Origin of the sequence: Novosphingobium sp. ZW T3_23 (assembly GCF_044987305.1) — a bacterium.
GTDB lineage: Bacteria > Pseudomonadota > Alphaproteobacteria > Sphingomonadales > Sphingomonadaceae > Novosphingobium.
In genome coordinates this window covers 1-22,841 of record NZ_JBJDRF010000001.1, presented here as the reverse complement: position 1 = coordinate 22,841, position 22,841 = coordinate 1, and the positions used below count along the sequence as shown (strand labels likewise).

The 22,841-nt window shown below is 63.8% G+C and carries 17 protein-coding genes and 1 pseudogene; 11 read left to right on the top strand and 7 right to left on the bottom strand.

Going from position 1 to position 22,841, the window contains the following annotated elements:
* Window positions 1–160 precede the first annotated feature (160 nt).
* Together ACI3K3_RS00090 and ACI3K3_RS00085 are read left to right on the top strand one after the other, a co-directional pair.
* Entirely contained in the window at window positions 161–2,434 is a 2,274-nt protein-coding gene (locus ACI3K3_RS00090) for a TonB-dependent receptor (RefSeq protein WP_404911337.1), read from the top strand.
* 17 nt (window positions 2,435–2,451) lie between these two features.
* The gene (locus ACI3K3_RS00085) at window positions 2,452–3,531 is read left to right on the top strand and encodes an ABC transporter substrate-binding protein (protein ID WP_404911336.1); all 1,080 of its coding nucleotides are present in this window, start codon (window positions 2,452–2,454) and stop codon (window positions 3,529–3,531) included.
* Between the two features lie 67 nt (window positions 3,532–3,598).
* Here the strand turns inward: ACI3K3_RS00085 and ACI3K3_RS00080 are convergent, their stop codons facing one another.
* The 4 genes from ACI3K3_RS00080 to ACI3K3_RS00065 form a co-directional block, all read right to left on the bottom strand.
* Window positions 3,599–5,077: an amidohydrolase gene (locus tag ACI3K3_RS00080; protein ID WP_404911335.1), complete on the bottom strand. Its 1,479-nt coding sequence runs from the start codon at window positions 5,075–5,077 to the stop codon at window positions 3,599–3,601.
* 22 nt (window positions 5,078–5,099) lie between these two features.
* Entirely contained in the window at window positions 5,100–7,376 is a 2,277-nt protein-coding gene (locus ACI3K3_RS00075) for a TonB-dependent receptor (protein ID WP_404911334.1), read from the bottom strand.
* Between the two features lie 623 nt (window positions 7,377–7,999).
* Complete coding sequence (locus ACI3K3_RS00070) at window positions 8,000–8,401, bottom strand: hypothetical protein (protein ID WP_404911333.1); 402 nt, start codon at window positions 8,399–8,401, stop codon at window positions 8,000–8,002.
* A gap of 473 nt (window positions 8,402–8,874) precedes the next feature.
* Window positions 8,875–9,450 (bottom strand): TetR/AcrR family transcriptional regulator, encoded by a 576-nt coding sequence (locus ACI3K3_RS00065; protein WP_404911332.1) that lies wholly within the window; start codon window positions 9,448–9,450, stop codon window positions 8,875–8,877.
* A 234-nt stretch (window positions 9,451–9,684) separates the two neighbouring features.
* Here ACI3K3_RS00065 and ACI3K3_RS00060 point away from each other — a divergent pair, with 234 nt between their 5' ends.
* From ACI3K3_RS00060 to ACI3K3_RS00045, 4 genes are all read left to right on the top strand, one after another.
* Window positions 9,685–12,012: a TonB-dependent receptor gene (locus ACI3K3_RS00060; protein WP_404911331.1), complete on the top strand. Its 2,328-nt coding sequence runs from the start codon at window positions 9,685–9,687 to the stop codon at window positions 12,010–12,012.
* Window positions 12,013–12,022: 10 nt separating this feature from the next.
* Window positions 12,023–13,342 carry a glycoside hydrolase family 1 protein gene (locus tag ACI3K3_RS00055; protein WP_404911330.1) on the top strand — a complete coding sequence of 440 codons (1,320 nt, stop codon included), beginning with the start codon at window positions 12,023–12,025 and terminating at the stop codon, window positions 13,340–13,342.
* A 63-nt stretch (window positions 13,343–13,405) separates the two neighbouring features.
* A complete protein-coding gene (locus ACI3K3_RS00050) occupies window positions 13,406–16,498 on the top strand; it encodes a family 78 glycoside hydrolase catalytic domain (protein WP_404911329.1) in 3,093 nt (1,030 codons plus the stop codon).
* A 21-nt stretch (window positions 16,499–16,519) separates the two neighbouring features.
* Window positions 16,520–16,939 (top strand): DoxX family protein, encoded by a 420-nt coding sequence (locus ACI3K3_RS00045; RefSeq protein ID WP_404911328.1) that lies wholly within the window; start codon window positions 16,520–16,522, stop codon window positions 16,937–16,939.
* A 13-nt stretch (window positions 16,940–16,952) separates the two neighbouring features.
* Here the strand turns inward: ACI3K3_RS00045 and ACI3K3_RS00040 are convergent, their stop codons facing one another.
* On the bottom strand, window positions 16,953–17,111 hold the full coding sequence (locus tag ACI3K3_RS00040; RefSeq protein ID WP_404911327.1) for a hypothetical protein: 159 nt from the start codon (window positions 17,109–17,111) through the stop codon (window positions 16,953–16,955).
* A gap of 927 nt (window positions 17,112–18,038) precedes the next feature.
* On the opposite strand from ACI3K3_RS00040, the gene ACI3K3_RS00035 reads away from it, so the two are divergent.
* From ACI3K3_RS00035 to ACI3K3_RS00020, 4 genes are read left to right on the top strand one after another with little or no spacing between them, the layout of a single operon-like run.
* The gene (locus tag ACI3K3_RS00035) at window positions 18,039–18,392 is read left to right on the top strand and encodes a hypothetical protein (RefSeq protein ID WP_404911326.1); all 354 of its coding nucleotides are present in this window, start codon (window positions 18,039–18,041) and stop codon (window positions 18,390–18,392) included.
* Window positions 18,389–19,054, top strand: coding sequence for a PIG-L deacetylase family protein (locus tag ACI3K3_RS00030; RefSeq protein ID WP_404911325.1), 666 nt, complete (start codon window positions 18,389–18,391; stop codon window positions 19,052–19,054). The genes ACI3K3_RS00035 and ACI3K3_RS00030 overlap by 4 nt, the downstream gene beginning before the upstream one ends.
* A complete protein-coding gene (locus ACI3K3_RS00025; RefSeq protein WP_404911324.1) occupies window positions 19,051–19,638 on the top strand; it encodes an SAM-dependent methyltransferase in 588 nt (195 codons plus the stop codon). The genes ACI3K3_RS00030 and ACI3K3_RS00025 overlap by 4 nt, the downstream gene beginning before the upstream one ends.
* Window positions 19,620–20,519 carry a glycosyltransferase family 2 protein gene (locus ACI3K3_RS00020; protein WP_404911323.1) on the top strand — a complete coding sequence of 300 codons (900 nt, stop codon included), beginning with the start codon at window positions 19,620–19,622 and terminating at the stop codon, window positions 20,517–20,519. The genes ACI3K3_RS00025 and ACI3K3_RS00020 overlap by 19 nt, the downstream gene beginning before the upstream one ends.
* A gap of 69 nt (window positions 20,520–20,588) precedes the next feature.
* Here the strand turns inward: ACI3K3_RS00020 and ACI3K3_RS00015 are convergent, their stop codons facing one another.
* Together ACI3K3_RS00015 and ACI3K3_RS00010 are read right to left on the bottom strand one after the other, a co-directional pair.
* Entirely contained in the window at window positions 20,589–20,840 is a 252-nt protein-coding gene (locus tag ACI3K3_RS00015; protein ID WP_404911322.1) for a hypothetical protein, read from the bottom strand.
* Between the two features lie 211 nt (window positions 20,841–21,051).
* Window positions 21,052–22,017, bottom strand: coding sequence for a YihY/virulence factor BrkB family protein (locus tag ACI3K3_RS00010; RefSeq protein WP_404911321.1), 966 nt, complete (start codon window positions 22,015–22,017; stop codon window positions 21,052–21,054).
* Between the two features lie 446 nt (window positions 22,018–22,463).
* Here ACI3K3_RS00010 and ACI3K3_RS00005 point away from each other — a divergent pair.
* Window positions 22,464–22,841, top strand: a pseudogene (locus tag ACI3K3_RS00005) (DEAD/DEAH box helicase); the annotation flags it as partial.

The window sequence follows — 22,841 nt, the reverse complement described above, 5'->3', positions numbered from 1 at the left end:
GCCTGCAAAACGGTTCATATCCGCACACCGGCTGCTTCATTCTGCGCAATAAACCCCGAAGTTACGAACCAGCCGGCCGGTTTGGTACGGTTTTCCCAAGTGGCACGCGCCTTGCTCCTGCGATCGCGAACACGTTCGCAATCGAGGAATCAGGCACGTCATGGCATTCAGGGAGCCCTCCCCATTTCTTCTCGCGCACCGCATCGGCGGGACAAGCGTCTTCGCGCTTGCACTAGCGCTTTGCGCCCCGGCCCATGCGGAAGCCACAGCCGACGGAGCCGGTGCCGAAAACCTGGCTGACGACGCCGGTTCCACCGATGCCGCCGACGATGCGGGCGGCAGCGCGATCCTCGTCACCGCGCAAAAACGAACCCAGAGCGTGCAGGATGTGCCCGCCTCGGTCGTGGCGCTGGGCGGAGACGCCTTGCGCGATCGCCTCATCACGCGCGCCAGCGACATCTCCCGCTTCGTGCCGAGCTTCAGCGCCGACACGTCCGTGGGCAACCTGACGCCCCGCTGGTACTTGCGCGGCATCGGCAACTCGGTTCCCGGCAACGGCCAGACCAGCCCGGTCGGCATCTACCAGGACGAAGTCTACCTGGGCATCCCGGTGGCGCAGGGCTTCCCGATCTACGACCTCGAGCGCGTCGAAGTACTCAGCGGCCCGCAGGGCACGCTCTGGGGCAAGAACACCACGGCCGGCGCTGTCAACTTCATCTCGCGCAAGCCGGCGTTCGACGCCAGCGGCTATGCCCGCGCCGAGTATGGCAGCTATGGCTCGACCTTGCTGGAAGGTGCCTGGGGCGGGCCGTTGAGCGACAAGGTGGCGGTGCGGTTCGCCGGCCATTTCCGCGATGACGACGGGTTCGCCACCAACCAGCACGACGGTACGCCGATGGGCAAGAACCGCGAGGCGGCAGCCCGCTTCTCGGTCCTCGCCAAGCCAACCGACACCTTCGAAGCCCTGCTGCGCGTACAGTACCGCGATTACAAGAACGTCGGCGACATCATCTACCAGGGCGTCAATGCAACGGACAGCGCTGGATTTGCGGTGCCGCAGGGTTACCGGAACAATTCCTCGTTCGGCAACAGCGGCCAGGATCTGCGCCAGCGCGGGGTGCAGCTCAATCTCGACTGGGACGTGGGTGACCTGCACCTCACCTCGATCAGCGGCTACAATGAGTTCAAGCACCGATCTGAACTCGGCACCCAGGTCAACCACGAAGGCACCCACACGTACAGCAGTCTGGACGCCAATGTCTTCAGCCAGGAACTGCGGCTCGCCTCGCCGGACGCGGGGCGCCTGAAATGGATCATTGGCGCGCATTACTATTACGAAAAGCTGGATTCCGAAGCCGCCACCGCCGTCCTGCCCAACACGGTCGGCCTGCGCACCAGTTGGACCAACACACAGTTCACCCAGACCAACAACAGCTACGGCCTCTTCGCCAATGTCACGTACGAGCCGTTGGACAACCTGGAAATCATCGTTGGTGGCCGCTATACCTGGGAAGACAAGGCAATTGACCTCGACACCATCGGAACCGCTACCGGTGGCACCGGAACGCTGACTTACCTGGACACGGTGGCTTTCTGGTCGCGCAATTCGGTGACCGGCACCGGCATTGCCACGCGCTCGGCGCAGGACACCAAGCGCAACTGGCGCGCGTTCACCTACGACGCGACGGCCAAGTACAATTTCACCCGCGACCTCAATGTCTATGCCCGCTATGCGAAGGGCTTCCGCTCGGGCGGCTTCAACACCGGCGCAACCGTCCAGACCCAGGTTGCCACGGTCGATCCGGAGTACGTGAAAAGCTACGAGATCGGCCTCAAGTCCGAGTGGTTCGGCGGCCGCCTGAGCGCGAACTTCGCCGCCTTCTACAACGACTACAGCGATATCCAGGTGACGGTTATCCAGTTGCCGCTCAGCCAGCTATCCAACGCGGGCAAAGGCTGGTCCAAGGGCATCGAAGGCGTTCTCACCGCGCGACCGGTGGATGCCCTTCACCTGACCGGCACGCTAGGCCTGCTCGATACCAAATATACCGAATTCCCCAACTGCAAGGCGGGCGTGGACTGCTCTGGCAACCAGTTCGTGCGCGCGCCGCACGTTACCGCCAGCGTGGCCGGAGACTACACGTTCGAGCTGGGCAACGGCCACCGCATCGTCGCGGAAACCAACTGGTCCTACCGCTCACACCTTTACTTCAATGCCGGCACCCAGACGGCGCCACTGGAACAGGGCCCGAAATGGCTGGGCAATGCAGCGCTCAGCTGGAAACTGCCCAACGACATCAAGTTCTCGATCTTCGCACGCAACGTGACCAACAGCCACGCGGCCTCGACGATCATCCCTTCCGCGAACTTCGGATACATCAAGTACATCATCGAGCCCCGCGTGTGGGGCGGTGCCGTTTCCGTGAATTTCTGAGAGAAAGGATAACCTGCATGGCTACCCAACCTGCCCCTTCCGCTTCTTCGGCACCGGATGAAATCTGGTTCACCCGCTGCCCCGTGCCTACTGCAACCGGCCTGGCCTACAAACTGGGCTGGCTGACCGAGGAATTCGCCGCCGAAGGCATTCCCGTGCGCACCTTGCAGGAATCGACGCCCGAGATCGCCCTAAGGCACTATGATCATCGCTTGCCCACGCTGATCCGGGAGGGCGGCAATATCCTCGCCTTCGCGGCGCGCGCGCAAGGCGAGCCGACCAAACTGGTTGGCCTGACCTGGATCGAAGAGAGCCAGGTCATCCTCGTGCGTCCCGATTCCGGCATTACCCAACCGGCGCATCTCAAGGGCAAGCGGCTAGCCCTGCCCGGCTGGACCGATCACGAGATCCCCAGCCACATTCGCGGCACCAGTATCGGCCGGGGCATGTCGCTGCTGGGCTACAAGGGCGCGCTGCACACCGCGGGGTTGACCTTCGACGATGTGGAACTGATCGAGGTAGACGGCACCATCCGCAACATCGGTGGGGCGGGCCGAGACAGCCAGCAGGGACGGGGAAGCCTCAACAAGCTCTGGGCGATCGACGCCCTGGCCGACGGCGAGGTCGATGCGGTCTACGTCAAGGGCGCTTCCGCACTCGATGGCGCGCGCGAGGCAGGTGTGGTCGTGGGCATCGATCTCGATGACCTGCCGAACCGCAGCTCGCGCGTGAACAACGGCACGCCCCGCCCGATCACAGTTCACCAGAGCCTGATCGACGATCACTTCGACTATCTGGTCCGGTTCCTGGAAAGCACGCTGCGTGCGGCGGACTGGGCGGCGCAGAATGTCGCCCAGGTGCACGAAATTCTTCAGTCCGAGACGCGCGGCAGCGTGGAGGCGGTCACGCAGGCCTATGGGGCGGACTTCCACAAGACCCTGCATCCCACGCTGGATGCCGAGCGGCTGGCGCTCTTCGACCAGCAGAAGAAGGCGCTGGGCCTGTTCGGCTTTCTTGAACGCGATTTCGCCCTTGCGGACTGGGTCGATCCTCGCCCGCTGGAGGCCGCTTACGAGCGGCTCGAACGCAACCGCTGAGCAAGCGCAAGGGAAAGCCCGCCGCGATCCTGGGATCGCGGCGGGCTTTTTCCTGTCCGAATAGCGTCTACTTCCCCGAGCGCCCCTGCGGCAGCGCGCTGCGAGCATAGTCCAGCGGCGGCTTCCGGCTTCCCAGCAGCGGCGCATACTTGAAGTCCGGCCCCTGGCTGCGCTGGAGTTCCGCCTTGGCCTCCTGAAGCTTTGCCGGGTTCAGGAACAGCTGCGCGCCGGAGATCGCCAGCGTCTTGGCCGCCACTTCCGCGCCTTCCACGCCGATCGAGGTGCCGCTGGCCGAGGCGGCCTGCCAGCTGTGCGGTGCAGTTCCGGGCACCCAGGTCGCGGTGCCGAGGCTGGCGGTGGGTACCACCCAGCTGATATCGCCCACATCCGACGAAGCGGAACCCTTGCGCCCGAAATCGTAGGCGCCGATCTCGGAAGGACCGCCCTTCGCCGCGCCCTTGGGCAGCGTCTTGGCAATGGCATCGGCATAGCTTTGCTGGTCCGGCGTGTAGCTGTAGCCGCCGACCTGCCGCAGGCTGGCATCGACAACCCGGCCAAGCGCATCGTTCGGCAAGGTGCTGAAGCTGCCGCCGATGATCTCGTATTCGAACTTCGTGCCCGTGGCGAGCGCCGCGCCCTCCCCGGCCTTCACGACACGCTCGAAGACGTCCCGCACGACTTCCGGATCGTAGTGCCGCACATAGTAGAAGCTTTCGGCGTGGGCAGGCACGATGTTCGGCTGATCGCCGCCGTCGGTGATCGTGTAGTGAATGCGGGCGTCCGAGGGGACATGCTCGCGCAGGTAGTTCACCGCGACGTTCTGGATTTCCACGCCGTCAAGCGCGGAACGCCCCCGCTCCGGTGCGGCAGCGGCGTGGGAGGCGACGCCGGTGAAGCGGAATTTGGCCGTCACCATCGACAGGAGCTGGCCTTGCGACGCGCCGTTGGAACTGCTGGGGTGCCAGCTCAGCACCGCGTCCACGTCCTTGAAGAAGCCGTCGCGCACAAGGTAGACCTTGGCGAAACCACCCTCTTCGGCCGGCGTCCCGTAAAGCCGTACGGTGCCGGGCGTGCCGCTTGCCTTGAGCCATTTGGCCAGCGCGATCGCCGCCTCGACCGAGGCGGTGCCGAGCAAATTGTGTCCGCAGGCATGGCCCGCCACGCCGCCGCGCGACTGTTCCGCCGGCTGATCGGTCTGCGAGAGACCCGGCAGCGCATCGTACTCCGCCAGCAGCGCGATCACTGGCCCCCCGTTTCCGTATGTGGCGGTGAAGGCGGTCGGGATACCGTCCGTTCCCGTCTCGACCCGGAAGCCGGCGCCTTTGAGCTGCTGCTGGAGCAGCGCCGAACTCTGCTCCTCGTGAAAGCCGATCTCCGCCAGTTCCCAGATCTTGCGGGCATTCGCCGCGAGCTGGGGTTTGCGGGCGTCGATCCCGGCGAGAATGGCGGCTGTGTCCTTGTCCGACAGGGTATCGGCATGGGCCGAGGGCGCCGATGCGAGTGCAAGCGCGCCGAAAGCGGCGCGGGCAAGATAAGCGTGCTTCATGAAAATGCTCTTTCGCTTCGGGTCAGAACGAGCCGGTGAGATTGATGCCGTAAGTGCGCGGCGGAAGGGTGGTGACCGTCTCGGTGGTGCCGCCCAAGGTATTGCCGGCGGACGTGCGCGCGACCGTGTTCGTCAGGTTGTTGACGTAGAAGAACACGCCATAGCGCTCGTTACGGACGCCGATCCGGGCGTTGGCCAGGATATAGTCGCCTACCTTGCGGTAGCTGGCCGAAGTGGGACGGAAATCTGCGCGCGAGGCTCCCGTATAGCTGAGATCGCCGCGCAGCAGACCGCTCCAGCCGCCCGAGCCCAGCGCCCAGTCGTACTGCCCGGCGAAGCTCACGGTCTGAGGGGCGATGAACGGGATCTTGTCGCCGCGCCGCGCCGTCGAAGCCAGCGGAGTGACGCCGTCAGGAACCTGATCCTGGGTCAGCTTGGCATCGGTGAAGGCGGCGTTGATGTTGAAGGTCAGCCCGCGCGTGGGATTGAGGGTTGCCTCGGCTTCCACGCCCTTGATCCGCGCTGCGCCCGCATTCCCGAGATAGAGGAAGCTGCCGCTGTTGATGCTCACCTGCATATCCGACCAGTCGGTGATGTAGCCGCCGAAGTTGAGGATAAGCGCATCGCCGCCGAAAGAAGTCTTGATGCCGCCCTCGTAGGTGGTCAGCTTATCCGGCGCGTAGGAGAGTGCCTGCGCAAGACCCAGAACCTGGTTGACGCCCCCCGGTCGGTAGCCGGTAGCGACTTGGCCGTAGACGAGCACGTTGTCCGCCGCCTTCCAGCTCACGTTGCCCTTGTAGAGCCAGCCGCTGTTTTTCGTTTTGTAGAGCGCCCAGGGCGTGACTGCGGTGCGCAGGATGTCCAGCCCGATCGTGGTGTCGCCGCCCACGGTCTTGTCATAGCTGTAATAGCGCAGGCCCCCAGTCAGCGTCAGGCCGGGGAGAGGCGTGACGGCCACCTCACCAAAGGCCGCCTTTTGCTTGAGATAATCCACCACGTGGCGCTGGAGCAGCGGCGTGGCCCCCGCGATCTGCGATCCGTCCGAAGCGTTGGTGCGGCGCGCCTCGGAAAGCACCTTGGCGTCACGATCCTCGTAGAAGCCGCCAAGAGTCCATTGGAACCAGGACGTCCCGGTCGATTGCAGACGCAGTTCGCTGGTCCAGTCGGTCACGGACTGCGGCTGGTAGTAGATGACCGGCAGCAGGCCGTCGACATAGGCGTTGTAGGCGGCAAACCCGGCATTGGTGGCGCAGACCGCCGAGGTAAAGTGCGTGGCGCAGGTCGCCCGGGTCTTGAAGCTGCGGAACAGCGGCGTCGGATCGCGCGTCACCAGCGTATCGCGGTCCTGGTAGCTCGTGGTCGCCACAAGGTCCGCGAAACCGAGTTCGGCACGCGCGGACAGGCTGTAGAGCCGCTGCTTGTCGGTATAGGGTACCTGCGAGGCGTTGACGGCATTGTACTTGCCCGCGCTCGGCGACCAGGTGCTGGCACCACCTTCGGTGAACAGGAAGTGCGCCGCGCCGTCGATGGTCAGCCATGGCGCGGGAATGAAGCGCACCAGCACGCGGCCACCATCACTGCGCTCCGAGTTGATGCCCTTGAGACCCAGTCCCGGATTGTCGACCCAGCCATCGTTGTCGCGGCGGAAATAGGCGCCGCGTACCGCCAGCACATCCTTGACGATCGGCAGGTTCAGCGCGGCGTTTAGCTGATAGCCCGGCCCACCCCCCTCAGTCGTCGTGCCCGAGACGTCGATGTTGCCGCCGAACTCGAAATCCGGCTTGCGCGTGACGAGGCGGATCGTCCCGCCCACCGCGCCTGCACCGTAAAGCGTGCCTTGCGGACCGCGAAGCACCTCCACGCGTTCGAGGTCGTAAAGCTTGAAATCGGACTGGCTGCCGCCAGGATCGCTGGTGGTGCCGGGCGGCCCGGCGACCGGCGTCTCATCGTAGTAGATACCGACTTGGGCATCGCCGGCACTCCGGATGCCGCGCAGGGTAATGCGGCGCTGGCCCGGTCCGGCGTCGGTGATTGTGAGACTTGGGACAACGCGGACGAGGTCATTCACGGAATCGATGTTGGCCGAACGCAGGGTATCATTTGAAATCGAGGTGATGCTGGCCGGCGCATCCTGCAATCTGATCTCGCGCTTGAGCGAAGTGACGACGATTTCGGAAGCCGGGCCACTTTCAGCCGCCGCGCTGTCAGCCGCATCGGCCGCGAAAGCGGAAGATGCGAAAGCCGGATTGAGAATGCTGCCTAGCATTAGAGTGGCAGTGGTATTCAGAAACTTGTTCATAGGGCCCCCACGAGGTTGTGCGGGGCCCTGCCAAACAAGAAACGTGCCAGACCGCATTTCGCGTAGAAATCGGCGGTCCTCCTACTCGGGAATGCTCAATCCCAACCACCGATATCCATTCCCGATCGGAAGGTGCTGTTATCTGGGCAGTCGCCCGATGGTCTGGCGATCGCGTTTAAAGGCCCTCGCTGCCTTGGCAGCCGAAGTTCATTTGTCGCGTAGGGGTTGTCGTCATCGATACGAGTATTGTTGGGATCGACCGTTAGACCAACACAATGCGCTTGTGGACTGCCTATGAGCAAAGCAAATATACGTCGTCGAGCCGGTCCGAGCAATTTCCGAACATCCGTTGACCGAGATTGTTCTTGCGTGCTGTGAGCATGGACGTCGGCGGTCGACTCCTTTCTGTCGTTCAGGAGCCGATTTTCGGTCTCGAGGTGCGGACAGGCAGCTGTTCCGGCAGCAGGCGACCCATTTGCGGCTGTTCGGCGCCATGCTTTCCGTTCCCAGTTGTGGACGTTTCGCTTTGCCGGCAGGTCGCGCCCATCCTCGCCGTTCCCGGTTGTCACCACACTTCCCGATTGCGGACAATTGTTCAGCGAAGCAGCAATGCAATGGCAGGATCAGCTACGTTCATATTCCGCCTGCTCGTCCAACCAGCAGTCATCGCCATTCAGGTTTGTCCGCCTCCACGTATCGAACTCAGCAAAGGCGATCTCGCCGGGCCGAAGTGGCAAGCCCTTCGCCATCGCGCGCCGTTCATGATCTTGTAGTGCCTGATGAAAGGCCCAAAGGCCGCGTTGCCGCCACTCGTCGTCTTGCGGGAACGCCTGCTCTTTGGCTCTGTATATCTCGTAAGCGGCACTTGGATTGTCAGACACATTCACAGTTTCTGGCCAAAGGGCCTTCGTGGTTTCGAACAGCGTAATTTTGTCGATAGCCACGGGCCACTGCTCGTTACAGCGGCAGCTTTCATGCTTTCCGGTGTCAAAACCGCCAGTCTGAAATCCACCCCAGGTAGCCATTCCAAGCGGTCAATGGCATGAGCGCTATCGCAAAGCAGCCAGACCGGTATCAGGCCGCGAAACTACGGCCGCCCCGACTGCGATTGGTGGACAGTGGACATCTACCGACGAGCTTCAGCCAGTTCCAATAGCACGGGAGCAAACCGAGAGAATCATCCTTCGCGGCTTGTTCTGTGTCGAACAAACCAGACCAAAGCCTTTTGGATTACCGGCTGCTGCTCACCGCAGCAGGGATGAGAATCGATCAGGCGGCGGCCCTATGGCTTTTATGATCGAGAGCATCCTGAATGCTTTTGAGTTCATCGAGATATCCGCGCAGCCGGACTTCTCCCAGCTCTATGCCGTAGGAGCGCGCCTGGGTTGCGAGTTCCCCAACTGCAGTTGGGCTTCGATGACGCTTCATTCCGCGCATAGGATAGCACGCAGGCTCAAAAATATATACCGCGCTGCCCCTTTCGAGACGGGGATGGCCCTCACGGCGTGTTCGCGATCCGGGCGAGCGACGCCATCTTTCCGTCTGGCGCAGCCAATCCCAGCAAACCCGACAGGAGCGCGATCGCCGCGTCATTCTCCTCGCGATGCGGCAGGTAGCGCTCCGCGATCGACAGGCCTCGCACCGACCACACCATCAGGCGCATGACCGTTCGGGCCAGCGTCTCGTCGCCGCCGAAGGCGCTGCGCATGACCGCCAGCGCCGAACGCTCGACCTCTTCCTGCATCGGTATAACCGATTGGGCGAGTTCGGCATCGCTGCGCGTCGCCTGAAGGATTTCCAGCACCGCCATGCCCGAAGGACGGCCCAGAACCGACCAAAGGATCTTCGGCCAGTCTTCGAGGCGATTGCCAAGCCCGGTCGCGAGACGCGTCGCCTCGTACTCCGCCATTTCTCCATCGAAGACGTGGCGCACGACCTCGGCCATCAGGGCCGCGCGCGTGCCGAAGTGGTGAAGCATGGCGCCGCGGCTGACGCCGGCGCGCCTTGCGATGGTTTGCGTATTCGTGCCGGCATAGCCGTGCTCGTGGACTACCGCGATCGTGGCTTGAACCAAGGCCAGTCGCGTCTGCGCCGTTCTTTCTTCTTGCGTACGCCGTGGTCGCGGTAAATCCGCCATCTTCCATCCTTCATCCGCCGCTCCAACTATCAAGGCCATTCCTGGCGTCCGCATCAAGCGACAATTTCGATAGATGCGCATCAAAAACATTCATGCTTGACCGTTTGTATCGTTGATCCTTATCCGAACAGACGAGGGCCAGCAAGCGGCACATAAATGGGAGGGATTTCGATGCGCAGGGCAGCATTATTCATGGGCGCGAGCCTGATCGTCACGGCCAGTCCGGCATGGGCTCAGACCAAGGGCGATGCCTCGACGCAGGAAGTGGGCGGTCTCGCCGAAATCGTCGTCAGTGCGCAGCGCCGCACCGAGCGTCTGCAGGACGTGCCGGTAAGCGTAACCGCGCTGAGCGCGGAAACGCTGAAGTCGCGCAATGTGAACGACCTGACCCAGGTCGCCTTGGCTGCCCCCAGTCTCCAGGTCGGAAACGACAACACCTTCGCCGTGCGCGGCGTGGGCACCCAGGCCTTCGCCACGACCATCGATTCCAGCGTCGCCACCTCACTTGACGAGGTCAATCTCGGCCGTCCTTTCCTGGCCCAGGGCCTGTTCAACGACGTGGAGCGCGTCGAGGTGCTGAATGGCCCGCAAGGCCTTCTCTTCGGCAAAAATGCCTCGGCGGGGCTGCTCAATGTCGTCTCGACCCGTCCCAAGCTGGGGCTGCTCGAAAGCGAAACCAATCTCGAGCTTGCCAACCGGGAAACGCCGGGCGGCGACGCGGACTCCTGGTCGGCCATTGCGCGTCAGACGATCAACGTGCCGGTCGGCCAGAACGGTGCGTTGCGCATCAACGGCACCTATTCCTACGAAGAGCCGGGAACCACGTTCGTCGGCCTGCGCAATGTCCGCAACGACCTCAATCGCGAGCAATATGGCGTCCGCGCGAAGTATCTTCAGGAGATCACGCCATCGCTCGAACTCTACGTGATCGGGGAATACGCGGAGGCGCATGGGGTCGCCGGGATCTACGATCGCACCTATCGATCCCTGGGAGCCGGCAGCGTAAATACCGATCCGCTGGCGGCATCGGGCATCGTGCCGGGCGACGACAATTTCACATTCGCGGGCGACGGCGGCTTCTGGCGGGACCTGAAACTGGGCGGCGCGCAGGCCTCGCTGGCATGGACCAGCCCGGGCGGGATCGTGGTCAGCAATATCGCGGCCTGGAAGTTCTACGACTTCGACGCCCAGCTCGACACGGATTTCACCAACAGCAACGGCGCGAGCCGCAACTGGTCGAATGCAGACTACGACCAGTTTTCCAACGAGCTGCGCATCGCCTTGCCCTCTGAAAGCCGGCTCTCCGGGCAGGCGGGTCTTTATTACTTCCACTCGACCATCGACCAGCAAGGCCAGATCGCCGGCAACAACTACCTCCCCGATTTCCTGCTGCCGAACGTTCCCTTCTGCGTGGGCGGCAGCGCGGCGACGGGGTGTGCCGCCAGCAACGACTTCTTTCTCGGGCGCGATAACCGCTATCGGATGAAGACCGACAGCTACGCGGCTTTCGGACAGCTGACCTATTCCGTCACGGACGCCCTTAAGGTATTTGCCGGCGGCCGCGTGACCCGCGACGAGATTTCGATCGACCTCGTCCAGATCGAGGATGCCTATTTCGTTCCGCTCGGTGTTCCCGGCGCCTTCGCCCAGGATTACGGCCACACGAACTTCAGCTGGCGTGCCGGCGGCCAGTTCGAGATAACGCCGGATGCAATGTTCTATGCGTCCTATGGGCGAGGCTACAAGGGGCCGGGCTTCAACGATACGGCCGCTACTCCCGACGCCGACCTCCTGGTTCGCGGCGAAACCTCCGACACGGCTGAAATCGGCTTCAAGACAAGCTGGTTCCAGCGCAAGCTGGTGTTCAACGTCTCGGCCTTCCATACCAAGTTCAAGAACTACCAGGTACAGTCGCTCGACACCGCGCTCCAGGCCTTCGTGGTCCAGAACGCGGCTTCGGTGACCAGCAAGGGGATCGAGGCGACGATCAATGCCGCGCCGCTGCCGGGACTGACGATCAATGCCGCGGCGACGCTGCTCAGTTCCAAGTTCGGGGACTTCGCGGGTGCGGAATGCTATCCCGGCCAGGCCGATGCGAGTTGCTCGCTTACCGGATCGTTCAACGCCAAGGGCTATCGCACGCCGACGGCGCCGAAGTTCACCTCGTCGCTCCAGGGCATCTACGAAATCCAGACGTCCGGCTCGGTACATCCGTTCATCGAGGCGAACTGGTATCACCGATCCGCGATCAACTATCTGATCAACCGCGCCCCGGGCGCCGGCGTTCCCACGCTCGACGCCATCGGCGCCAGCGCGGGTGTCCGGCTGGACAACGGCATGCGGATTTCGGTGTTCTGCAAGAACTGCACGAGCGACTACAATCCTAACTTCATCGGCCTCGATGCCGGAGATTCCGTTGCGGGCATTGCGACTTATCAGCAGCAGTTCGGCTTCGACTCCGTGCGCACGATCGGCGCGTCCCTCCAGTTCCGTTTCTGAGGAAATTATCGTGGTCGACATCATGTCCCGCCGCAGGTTGATGCAAGTCGCTGGAGCGGCAGCGATGATGGCGGGCGCAACGCCCCTCTTCGCCGCCGCCACCCGCAAGCCGCGCGTTCTGCGCTCGGATTTCCTGTGGGGAGCGGCCACGGCGGGGCATCAGGTCGAAGGGGGTAACGTCAATTCCGACAGCTGGGTCTCCGAGCACCTGAAACCCAGTGCCTTCGCGGAGCCGTCCGGCGATGCCTGCGACAGCTGGAACCGTTGGCGCGAGGACATCGATATCGTCAAGCGTCTCGGTCTCAACACCTACCGTTTCGGCATCGAATGGTCGCGGATCGAACCCGAGCGCGGCGAATGGTCGCTGGCCGCGCTCGCGCATTACCGGCAGATGCTGGACTATTGCGCGCAGCTCGGCCTGCGCGCGCTGGTCACCTATTCCCACTTCACCGTCCCGCGCTGGTTCGCCGCTGCCGGGGGATGGGAGGAGCCGAGCAATGTCGACCTGTTCGTCCGCTTCTGCGAGAAGGCAGCGCGCGCACTGGGCGATGGGTACAGTCATGCACTGACATTCAACGAACCCAATCTGGCGGCGCAGCTTTCGTGGCAGCCCGAGTTCCGGCAGGCCATGCCGATGTTCGCGATGGGCAACGCCGCGGCTGCCCGGCAAGTGGGATCGGACAGGTTCTCCTCGACCCTGACGGCAGACCAGGCGCGCGCCGTCCCCCATCAGATCGTCGCGCACCAGCGTGCCGTGGAAGCCATCAAGTCCGTCCGGCCCGACCTGCAACTGGGCTTGAGCCTGTCCATGGCCGACGAGCAGGCCGGACCCGGCAAGAGTGCCTTGCAGCGCAAGATCGCCGAGGTTTACGCGCCCTGGTTCGAAGCCGTGGCGAAGGACGACTTCGTGGGGGTGCAGACATACGGCCGCGCGGTTGTCGGCCCGGACGGGGACCTGCCTCCTCTTGGCGGCGTCGAGCTTACACAAACCGGCATGGAGTTCTATCCGGAAGCCCTGGAAGCGACCGTCAAATGGGCCGCAAAGGCGACCGGTCGGCCCATCATCGTCACCGAGAACGGCGTCGCGACGGGCGATGACAGCCGGCGCATCGCCTTCATCGACCGCGCACTTGCCGGGCTCGGCCGAGCCGTCGACGCCGGAGTGGACGTTCGCGGCTACATACACTGGTCCTTGCTCGACAACTTCGAATGGAACCGGGCCTACACTGCCCGGTTCGGCCTCGTCAGCGTCGACCGGAACACGTTTGCACGCACGATCAAGCCCAGCGGGTCGCATCTTGGCACTTATGCCAGGACCAACAGGATCTGATCGCGCTACGGTCGGGCGGCTCTCCAGTGTGGCCGTCCGACCGACCATATGAAGGGGGAACCGATGCCCAGGATGGATCGCCGCACGCTTGTCGGAAGCGGAGCGCTCGCCGCTACGGCGGCCGCGGTTTCACGACCGCGCGCCGCGCTGGGAGCGCCGCTCTCGACACGGGTCCTGCAGGTGACCGGGCTCACGGTCGCGGGGCGCATAAACCCGGTCGGTATCGGCGACCACCGTCCTGCCTTTTCCTGGCGGATGGAAGCCCCGCCGGGGTCCGAGCAGACGGCTTGGCGGGTTCTCGTCTCGTCGTCGCTTGAAAAACTAGCGCGCGGACAGGGCGATCTGTGGGACAGCGGCCGCGTGGAAGGCACCGCCTCGACCGGAATTCGGTATGACGGCGCGGACCTCGCCAGCGGCAGGCTTTGCCACTGGCGGGTATGCGTCTGGACCCCCGCGGGGCAGCAGGCCTGGAGCGCACCCGCAAGCTGGGAGATGGGGCTTCTTGCGGCTTCGGACTGGACCGGACGGTGGCTTGCGGTCGAAGGTTCGGATGAACGCGACGATCGATCGGCACGGCCCGAATGGGTGGTGGGCACTGCGCCGGCGGTAAGCCAGCCCCGCGACTTCCGCCTGGCGTTCGAAAGCGGACGGGGCGCCGCATCGATCACGATCGTCGCGGACGGCGTGCTGTCAGATTTGACGATCGACGGCAAGCCGCTGGCCTTGCCGCCGCGCGACGCCAATGCATTCGGGGGAGCCCCCGCCTCCGAGATCGAAGTCGAGCTTGCCGAAGGAAAGCACGTTCTCGAAGCCCGGATCGCACCGGTTCCCGGCTTCTTCGTAAAACCCACCGTCATGCTCGCCGCTCTCCTGCGCGTAACCGCCAGGGACGGGACGACCACCCGGATCGCGCGTGGCTGGCTGACGCGCCTGCGTCCGGAGAACGACTGGACCGAGGCTGCGAAAGCGGAAACACAACCCAACTTCCCCTGGCCGCCCAAGCCTGCCCGGTTCCTGCGCCGGCGGTTTCCCAGAAAGGGTCAGGTCGTGCGGGCACGCCTGCACGTTGCCGCGCTTGGCGGCTATCGTTTCTGGCTGAACGGCACGCGCGTCGGCGATGACGACCTGCAAGCCGAACCTGCCGACTACACCAGGCGCGTCCCGGTCCAGACCTATGACGTGACCCGCCTGATCCGGCAGGATGACAACGTTCTGGCCGCACTCGTCGGGGATGGCAACTTCGCGAGCTATCAAGCGCCGGACGGTCGTTACGCCTATCTGCCGGCACCGCGCCGTATTCAGGCCGTGCTGGACATCACCGGTTCGGACGGCGCAATCCAGCGTATCGTCAGCGACGGCGACTGGCGGCACCAGGCATCGCATGTCACGATGTCGGAAAACTATGCCGGGGAAGACCAGGACCTGAGACTATGGCCGCAAGGGTGGAACACGGCCGCGTATGACGACTCCGGCTGGGACAGGGTCTGGGATGCTCCCGACCCGCGCTTGCCGTTGTCGCCTGCCATCTCCGAACCGATACGGATCGTCCTGGAGCGTGCCCCCGAAACGATAACGAAGCTGGGCGAAGGACGCTTCATCGTCGATTTCGGACAGAACTTTGCCGGGCGCGTCCGGCTTCGCGTTCGGGGCCGGGCGGGAGCCGTGTTGACGGTAAGCCATGCCGAAGTGCTGGGCCGCGACGGCGATCTCGATCGTCGCAACTTGCGGGCGGCGCGGGCCCAGGACCGCTACGTCCTGAGTGGTGGCAACCACGAGCTTTCGCCCCAGCTGACTTGTCAGGGCTTCCGCTATGCTCGGATCGAGGGCCTGGACGCTCTCGACAAGAGCATGATCACCGGCCTTGTCCTCTCCAGCGACCTTGGCGAAACCGGGACGTTTCGGATCGACCAGCCGCACGTTCAGAAGCTGTGGCTCAATACCCTCTGGAGCCAACGCTCGAACTTCATGGGCATACCAACCGATTGTCCGCAGCGCGACGAACGACTGGGATGGACCGGGGATGCCCAGGTGTTCTGGGATACCGCCAGCTTCAACATGAACACCGGTGCCTTCTCCCGATCCTTCTGCCGGGCCATGCGCGATGCGCAGGGCAGGAACGGCGCCTTCCCGCTTTGGGCGCCGAACCCGACCGGGCTGGGCTGGGGCACGCCCAGCGCCACGCCGGGTTGGGCCGATGCGGGTGTGATGCTGCCTTACGTCAGCTATCTGCACAGCGGCGATGCCACCATCGTCGATGAGAACTGGCAGGCGATGACGGGTTATCTGGAGGGCATTCTTGCCACGAACCCGGACGGTCTCTGGGCGAAGGATCGCGGCGCCGACCTTGGAGACTGGTTGGCCCTCGACGCGAAGAGCCCGATGGACGAAACCACGCCAAAGGCCCTGATCGGCACCGCCATGCTTGCCAGGTCGATCGGTCAGGTCGCCCGGATGGCGCAGTGGACGGGCCGAACCGGGGAGGCGCGGCGCTGGCACGCTCAGCTCGAACGGACCCGACGCGCGTTTCAGCAGGCCTTCGTCGGCGCCGATGGCCAGGTCGGCAACGGCAGCCAGTGCGGTTTCATCCTTGCGCTGGGCCTGGACCTGCTTCCCGCCGCGCAGCGGCCCGTGGCCGGGCAGCGCCTCGCCGCCGATATCCGCCGGCGCGGAACCCTCCTTTCGACCGGCTTTCTCGGCACGCCTCTGGCGCTCGACGCCCTGGCGGACATCGGCGAGGACAAGCTGGTCTGGGATCTCCTGCTGCGCCGCGACTTCCCTTCCTGGGGCTATATGGCAGACCATGGGGCGACGACGATCTGGGAACGCTGGAATGGCGATACCGGCGACATCGCCATGAATTCGTTCAACCATTACGCGCTCGGTGCGGTCTGTGGTTTCCTCTATCGCCGGGTTGCAGGTATCGCGCCTATCGAGCCGGGGTTCGCCCGCTTTGCGGTATCGCCCGTCCTGGACGATCGCATCGCATCGGCCGTTGCACGTCTGGAAACCGTGCGCGGTCGTATCGAAACGCGCTGGGTTAGAACCGGGCAGAGTCGTGTGCTGGAAATTACCGTACCCGGCAATTCCCGCGCAGTGGTGAGCCTTCCCACCGGGCCGGTCGAAGCCTCCTCGGGCTTTCACAGATTTACGGTGTAGTTCCTCAAGAGGGCCGATGAGATGAGCAGCAAGGCTTCCGCAGTTTTTCCTGGCACCGGCACGGTATGGTCGGCGCGATTGCTGAGCGTCCTGCGGATCGTCGCGGCCCTTGGCTTCCTCCAGCACGGCACCGCCAAGTTCTTCGGCTTCCCGGCGCTCCCTTTTCCGGGACCGCTTCCACCGTTCGTCATTGCAGGTGGACTGCTTGAGCTTCTCGGCGGGGCGCTGCTGCTATTCGGCGCGTTTACGCGGCCGGTCGCCTTCGTCCTCAGTGGCGAGATGGCGGTGGCCTACTTCCTGTTCCATGCGCCCCAGGGCTTCTTTCCCGCCACCAACGGCGGCGAAGCGGCAATGCTCTATTGCTTCGTGTTCCTCTACTTCGCCTTCACTGGCGGCGGGCCGTGGAGCCTCGGCGGGCTCCGGAGCGCGGACAAGAGTTAACCGGCGGGCGTGGTTAGCCTGTCGGAGACGGGTCGCGGCCCAGAAACAGCTCGGCGATCAATCTGCGCAACGCCAGCACCGAAGGAACGTCCTGCGCGCGGCGGTGCCAGAACTGCTGGATGCTGATGATCGGCGACGGCAATGGCGGCGCGATCACCTTGAGATGCGCCATAGTCGCGAAAATGCCGCCGACGGCTGCCGGGACCGTACTGACGGTCGGGCCCGGCGACCAGCAGCGGGACGCTCATGAAGTGGGGCGACTGCAGCTGAATCCGACGGGACAGTCCCATTTCCCGCAATCGCGCTTCGAACAGCTCCTGGCTGCGGCCGCGCTGGGCGACGACGATGTGCCCCAGGTACCCCGGAAACGGCAACGACGACCCACTATTTCTAGTCCATGGCCACGAACATCCTGTACGATGGCATCCCGGACGAAGTGTTCGAGCTTGCGATGAACGCGAGATCGCTAGAGCCAAGATCGTCGTCGGAGCGGCAGGCGACGGCCTCGTCGCGGCCGTCCTGGCAGCGAGCCGCCCTTTCATCTGCATTCCCGAGCATCGGCCTTTCGGTGAGCAGCGAGCGACTGCCGCAGGCCTCGCGGCAACGAAGGCCGCGCTTACCCTGCCCGAATGGCCTGAGGCAACGTCCTGGCCTGCTCTGCTAGAAGAGGTCCAGCACCTCCCGTCGCACGCCCAAAATGCGCTCCACCACCCGGATGGCGCGATCAGGGCAGGAGAATGGCTCGCACGAATGGCCGAGAGCCTGCCGTCCGAACTGGAGCATGCCGGATGACGCAGCCGCACGGGGGCGCCTCCACATCGCAGGGGCCGGCCGCCAGAGCCGCGGCTATCGCCACCCGGCTTGCTGATCTTGGCGCACGATACGATGCCGCGCCGGTCTTTCCCGCCGAAAGCATGCGCTGTCTCGCCTCGGCCGGACTGCACAGCGAATTTGCCCCCGTCGCTGCGGGAGGCACCAGCTTTCTCGATACATTTTCCCGATACCGCGCGTTGATGGACGTCCTTCGCATCCTTGGCCGCGCGGACCTGAGCCTTGGGCGTCTCTACGAAGGTCATGTGAATGCCCTCGCCCTCTTCGAATGGTACGGTTCCCCCGCGCAGATCACCCCGCCCGCACGGCCTATCTCTGGGTTCGCGAAAGCGCCCGGCGCGCGGCACGGTGTGACGAGAGCGGCGACGAAAGTGGGAACATGGACGCTCCCGCATTCGTCCGTATGGCACGCGGCGTCGTCGAGCGCGCGGCATTCGACGTCCTTGAACTTTGCGCTCGCATCGTCGGCACCCGCAGCGCCATGGATGGTGAGCGCATCGACAAGATCAGCCGCGACCTGGCTCTTTACCTGCGCCAGGCGGGTCCGGACCACGCGCGCGACGAAGCGGCGCGGGCCTGGCTCGATCGCGACGTCTGGGGCGATGGAGATGCGCTGTGGTGAACTTCTCGCTTGCCCAAAGACCGTGGCGCGACAAGCGATGGCTGGTCCTGGCGCCTCATCCCGACGACGAGACACTGGGCGCCGGCGCGCTCATCCGCCAGACCGCCCGAACGGGCCATTTCGCGGGGATCGTCTATCTCACCGACGGATCGGGTTCGCACCAGGTCTCCACGGGACTTGTCGCGCAGCGCCGCCGTGAAGCCGCAACCGCGCTGTTCCGTCTTACCGGCAGCCGCGATCGGGCGCCTGTTCACCTCGGCTGGAAGGACGCAGCTCCCGCCACCCCGGAAACACTGCCTTTCATCCGAACCGCGCTCTGGCTGGGCGCCCTGTGCCGGCGGCTGCGGGTCGATGTCATTGCCGTGACCGCCCTGCACGAGCCTCATTGCGACCATAGCGCCGCCGCCCGGATCGCCTATGCCGCGCGCAGGGTAGCGAGGCGCCGTTTGCTGGTCGCCGAGTACCAGGTCTGGGCACAGGCGCGGTTTGGACGCGGCTATCGCTCCGTCGAAACGCTGCCAATGCCCGTAGGGCAACGGCGGCGGGCATTGCAGGCTCATCGCAGTCAACTTACGGCCGCCCGAGGGCCGGGCTTCCGTTTGCCCGCCGACCGTCAGCGCATGCCGGCCACCGACATTCTGTATCTTGGGAAACCCCGATGACGCGCCCGTCCGCAAGCCTCCCGCCGGAATATTTCGAGAGAATGTTCCAGTCCGCCGATGATCCGTGGGATCTGGAAACGAGCGCTTATGAGCAAGCGAAGTACGCCCACAGCATCCGCGCTCTGGAAAATCGCCGGTACGACAGCGGTTTTGAAGTCGGATGTGCGAAAGGCGTTCTCACCGGTCTGCTCGCACCAAGTTGCCGCAGCCTGCTGGCAGTAGACGTCAGCGGAACCGCGCTACGGGCCGCGCGCACGCGCTGCGAAGCGAGCGATCATGTTTCTTTCGCCAACATGGCCTTCCCCGGCCTGGCGCCCGCAAATTCATTTGATCTCGTGGTGCTTTCCGAAGTCGCCTACTACTGGTCCGATCAGGACCTGGGCGCGGCCGCAGATTGGCTGCTCTCGCATCTCGTTTCCGGAGGCGATCTCCTGCTGGTCCACTGGACCGGGAAAACCGACTATCCTCAGAGCGGCGATGAAGCCGTGCTCAAGCTGAGGGCATTGCTGGGAGATCGCATCGAAGTGACAAGGGCCGAACGCATGGCGAAATATCGCCTCGATCTATGGCGACGGCAGCCATGAATATCAGCGTTCTCACTCTCGTAAGAAACCGCCCCGGGCATCTCGCTCAAACGATCGAGGGCCTTCGCCGCAGCGAGGTCGCTCCGATGGAGCTGATAATCGTCGACATGGCGAGCGATCCTCCGGTGGCGGCAATGGAAACGCCATTTCCCACAAGAATCGTGCGGCCCGAAACCTCAGGTCTTCCCCTCGCCGCGGCACGGAACGCCGCCGCGCGCGCTGCCAGAGGGGAACTCCTTCTTTTTCTGGATGTCGATTGCATTCCCATGCGCGGTCTGATCGCCGCGATCGGCAGAGCATGCGTGGGCCGCGATGCGCTCATCGGTGCACCGGTCCGTTACCTCGGCCCCGAGGATGCGCGGGGCGATTGGGAGGAAGCCGATCTGTTCTCGCGCTCGTCCGGCCATCCGGTTCGCGATTTTCCCGCTACCGGGCTTCGCGTGGAAGATAATCCCGGACTGTTCTGGTCGCTGGTATTCGCCATTCGTCGCGATACATTTTTCAGGCTCGGCGGTTTCGACGAAGCCTTCACCGGCTACGGCGCCGAAGATACCGATTTCGGCTTCCGAGCAAAGGATGCGCAACTGCCGTTGCTGTTCATGGGCGGTCCTGGAGTGTTCCATCAGTTCCATGACACCTTCGACCCACCGTTCCAGCATTTCCGCGACATCCTGCGCAACGCCGGCATATTTCACCAAAAATGGGAGCAATGGCCGATGCCCGGCTGGCTGGCCGCCTTCGAGCGGGCCGGCCTGATCGCCTGGAGTGAAAGCGGGATCACCGTTCTGCGCGAGCCGGATGCAGCGCAGATAGAGAGTGCCCGCCTGTCGCATGTTCCTTTCGCCGTGCCGGCCAAGAGGGGTCATCGGCCACCGGCTTGACGCTAAAAAGCATGTGACGCCGGTGCCAGCCATTCGGCCATGCTCCGACGTCATCTTCGATCGTGAGTGTCAGGCCTGTGTACGCGTAGGCTCGGCAAGACCGGAAGAACGGCCGCCTCTCGTCTTCTCGACTTCGCGCCGGTCGCTGTACTTCTTGTAGGCATAGGCTCCGGCTGCGGCGGCGATCACTCCAAGGGGACCGAGACGCCGCACCACCACAGGCGCAGCAATGCCCAGCAGGGTACCGCTCGTGCCACTAACGCCCTTCACATGCTTGGCAGCCTTATTCCCTACAATCGCTCCAAAAATCTTACCAATCATGTCTCGTCTCCTTGTCAGGTATCAAAGGTGCACGACGTGATTGGTTCCGTTTCCGACACTCACGTCGGCTGGAACGTCGTCTTGGAAGTCAGAGCGTAACCGGCGGCGTCTGCAATACCGGAGATCAAGCTACATTCCGGGGGAGCCCGGGAGAGTCCAGCCAAGCCCTCGCCCCCGCTCTGATCAGTGCGGCATCAAACACTGTCATGCCTTACGGCGCACTTGCGACCGTATCGGCGGCGTAAGCACCCCGCCGCCCAAGCGGCACCTCGGCGCCAGTGGTCGTGTCTCGCGAAGTCTGTCGTTCAAGTTCGCAGTTAATCTCGGCGCCAAGCAGCGGCACATAAGCGGAAAGGTATAGCCAGGTAAGCAATACCATTGCCGCTCCGAGCGAGCCGTAAGTGGCGTCGTAATTGCCGAAATTCGCGACGTAGAGCCCGAAGCCAAAAGTCATGACCATCCATGATACCGAAGCGAATATCGATCCCGGCGTAAGCCACCGCCATTTGGCGTGAGCACGGTCCGGCCCGTAGCGGTAGATCGTGGCAGCAAGCGCCGCGCCGACCAGACCGATCAGCGTGTACGATAAGATGGTGACCAAAACAGCAACGAACCCTTGTGCCGGATTCGACGTTCGGGTCAACGCCGGCAACCCGGCGATGCCGACCATGGCGATTATCGCCACAGTGACGCTGCCAGCCGCGATCCTGAACGCAAGGAAGTTGAGGCGAAAGAAGCCGCGGCCTTCCTCTTCGTCGTAAGCGATGTTGAGAGCGACAATGAGAGCCGATGCTCCCTTCATTACCCCGTAGAGCGCAATTGCAAGCGCGACAAACAGGCCGATACCCTTCTTGCCGTCCGAGGTATGAACGACATTAGAGAGCTGCTCCCCGATGAGGCGGGCTGCGTCGTCCGGCATCATCGCAGTCAGCGAGGCCACGTTGGAAGCTACCGTCTCGGGCGTGGCAACCAGGCCATAGGTCATCACGATGGCGCCCAGTGCAGGCACGAGCGCCAGAACCGCGCAGAAAGCAACGCCTGAAGCGATGAGCCCGAGGTTGTCCTGGCTTGCCTCACGCCAAGCGCGGACCAGAACTTGCTTCCAGCCCGGCGCCGAGATTGCCGTCGGCTTCGTCGCCTGCAATCCTCGTCGGTCATCTGTCTTTTGATCAGCCAACACATCCTCCTGTTGCCGTTGCTAACAAGTGAAGATTGAGCAGAGTTTCAGAGTGCCTGACGAATATCCGCTTTTCCGATCCGACTTCAAATCCGGCGGCAACGAACCGTCTCGCGGCAATCTGGGCAAAGTTCGGCCAAGCTATTATCGATCCGCTGCCAAGCAAGGGCACCTGCTTTTCACGGCCTTGCCTAACCTCCGATACGATGCACGGCGGCGTAGCAGTGCGGCCATCAACATAGATCAATCAAATATAGCTGGCAGGCTGCCTTTCCTTTCGCCCTCTCCGTGCGTTGTGACGTGACGATGGCCGCCGCAGCGCGCAGGTAGTTTGCTTCCAACGGAGAGGAATACGTTCTGACCAACATGACCTGGCGGGGCGAGCCCGGTGAACGGACAACGGTTCCGGCAGCGAACCATTGGCAAGTCAGCGGTCCAGTGACCCCATGAACCTGGCCTTCACCGCGGTCCGCATCACAAAGACCCTTGCCGACCAGTCCATCGCATTCCTCGCGGACGACGAGCAGCAGGCCGAGGCTTTGGCCGACGCCGTCAAAGCGCTGTCGCCGCAGGCGATGGTCGTGCACGTGCCCTCCAGCGATGCGCTTCCGGGAGAAGCGGCTCCCGCGAGCCCGGCGAACGCGGGACGCCGCGCGTCCGCGCTGCGGATGCTTCGGCTGGCCCAGGGCACCCACGCCGCCTGCATCCTGAGCGGGGAAGCTGCCGCGCGGTGCTACCCGGGCCCTGATGCGTTCGACAGCGCACCGCCCACCCTGCGTCCCGGCGACGAGGCCGACACCCAGACTTTCGCGGTACAACTGGAA

Coding starts and splice junctions, on each gene's coding strand:
- ACI3K3_RS00060 (WP_404911331.1), top strand. CDS start 9,685: ATGCGCAGGGCAGCATTATTCATGGGCGCGAGCCTGATCGTCACGGCC.
- ACI3K3_RS00035 (WP_404911326.1), top strand. CDS start 18,039: ATGGTACGGTTCCCCCGCGCAGATCACCCCGCCCGCACGGCCTATCTC.
- ACI3K3_RS00080 (WP_404911335.1), bottom strand. CDS start 5,077: ATGAAGCACGCTTATCTTGCCCGCGCCGCTTTCGGCGCGCTTGCACTC.
- ACI3K3_RS00025 (WP_404911324.1), top strand. CDS start 19,051: ATGACGCGCCCGTCCGCAAGCCTCCCGCCGGAATATTTCGAGAGAATG.
- ACI3K3_RS00090 (WP_404911337.1), top strand. CDS start 161: ATGGCATTCAGGGAGCCCTCCCCATTTCTTCTCGCGCACCGCATCGGC.
- ACI3K3_RS00015 (WP_404911322.1), bottom strand. CDS start 20,840: ATGATTGGTAAGATTTTTGGAGCGATTGTAGGGAATAAGGCTGCCAAG.
- ACI3K3_RS00040 (WP_404911327.1), bottom strand. CDS start 17,111: ATGGCGCATCTCAAGGTGATCGCGCCGCCATTGCCGTCGCCGATCATC.
- ACI3K3_RS00045 (WP_404911328.1), top strand. CDS start 16,520: ATGAGCAGCAAGGCTTCCGCAGTTTTTCCTGGCACCGGCACGGTATGG.
- ACI3K3_RS00020 (WP_404911323.1), top strand. CDS start 19,620: ATGGCGACGGCAGCCATGAATATCAGCGTTCTCACTCTCGTAAGAAAC.
- ACI3K3_RS00070 (WP_404911333.1), bottom strand. CDS start 8,401: ATGGCTACCTGGGGTGGATTTCAGACTGGCGGTTTTGACACCGGAAAG.
- ACI3K3_RS00085 (WP_404911336.1), top strand. CDS start 2,452: ATGGCTACCCAACCTGCCCCTTCCGCTTCTTCGGCACCGGATGAAATC.
- ACI3K3_RS00075 (WP_404911334.1), bottom strand. CDS start 7,376: ATGAACAAGTTTCTGAATACCACTGCCACTCTAATGCTAGGCAGCATT.
- ACI3K3_RS00050 (WP_404911329.1), top strand. CDS start 13,406: ATGCCCAGGATGGATCGCCGCACGCTTGTCGGAAGCGGAGCGCTCGCC.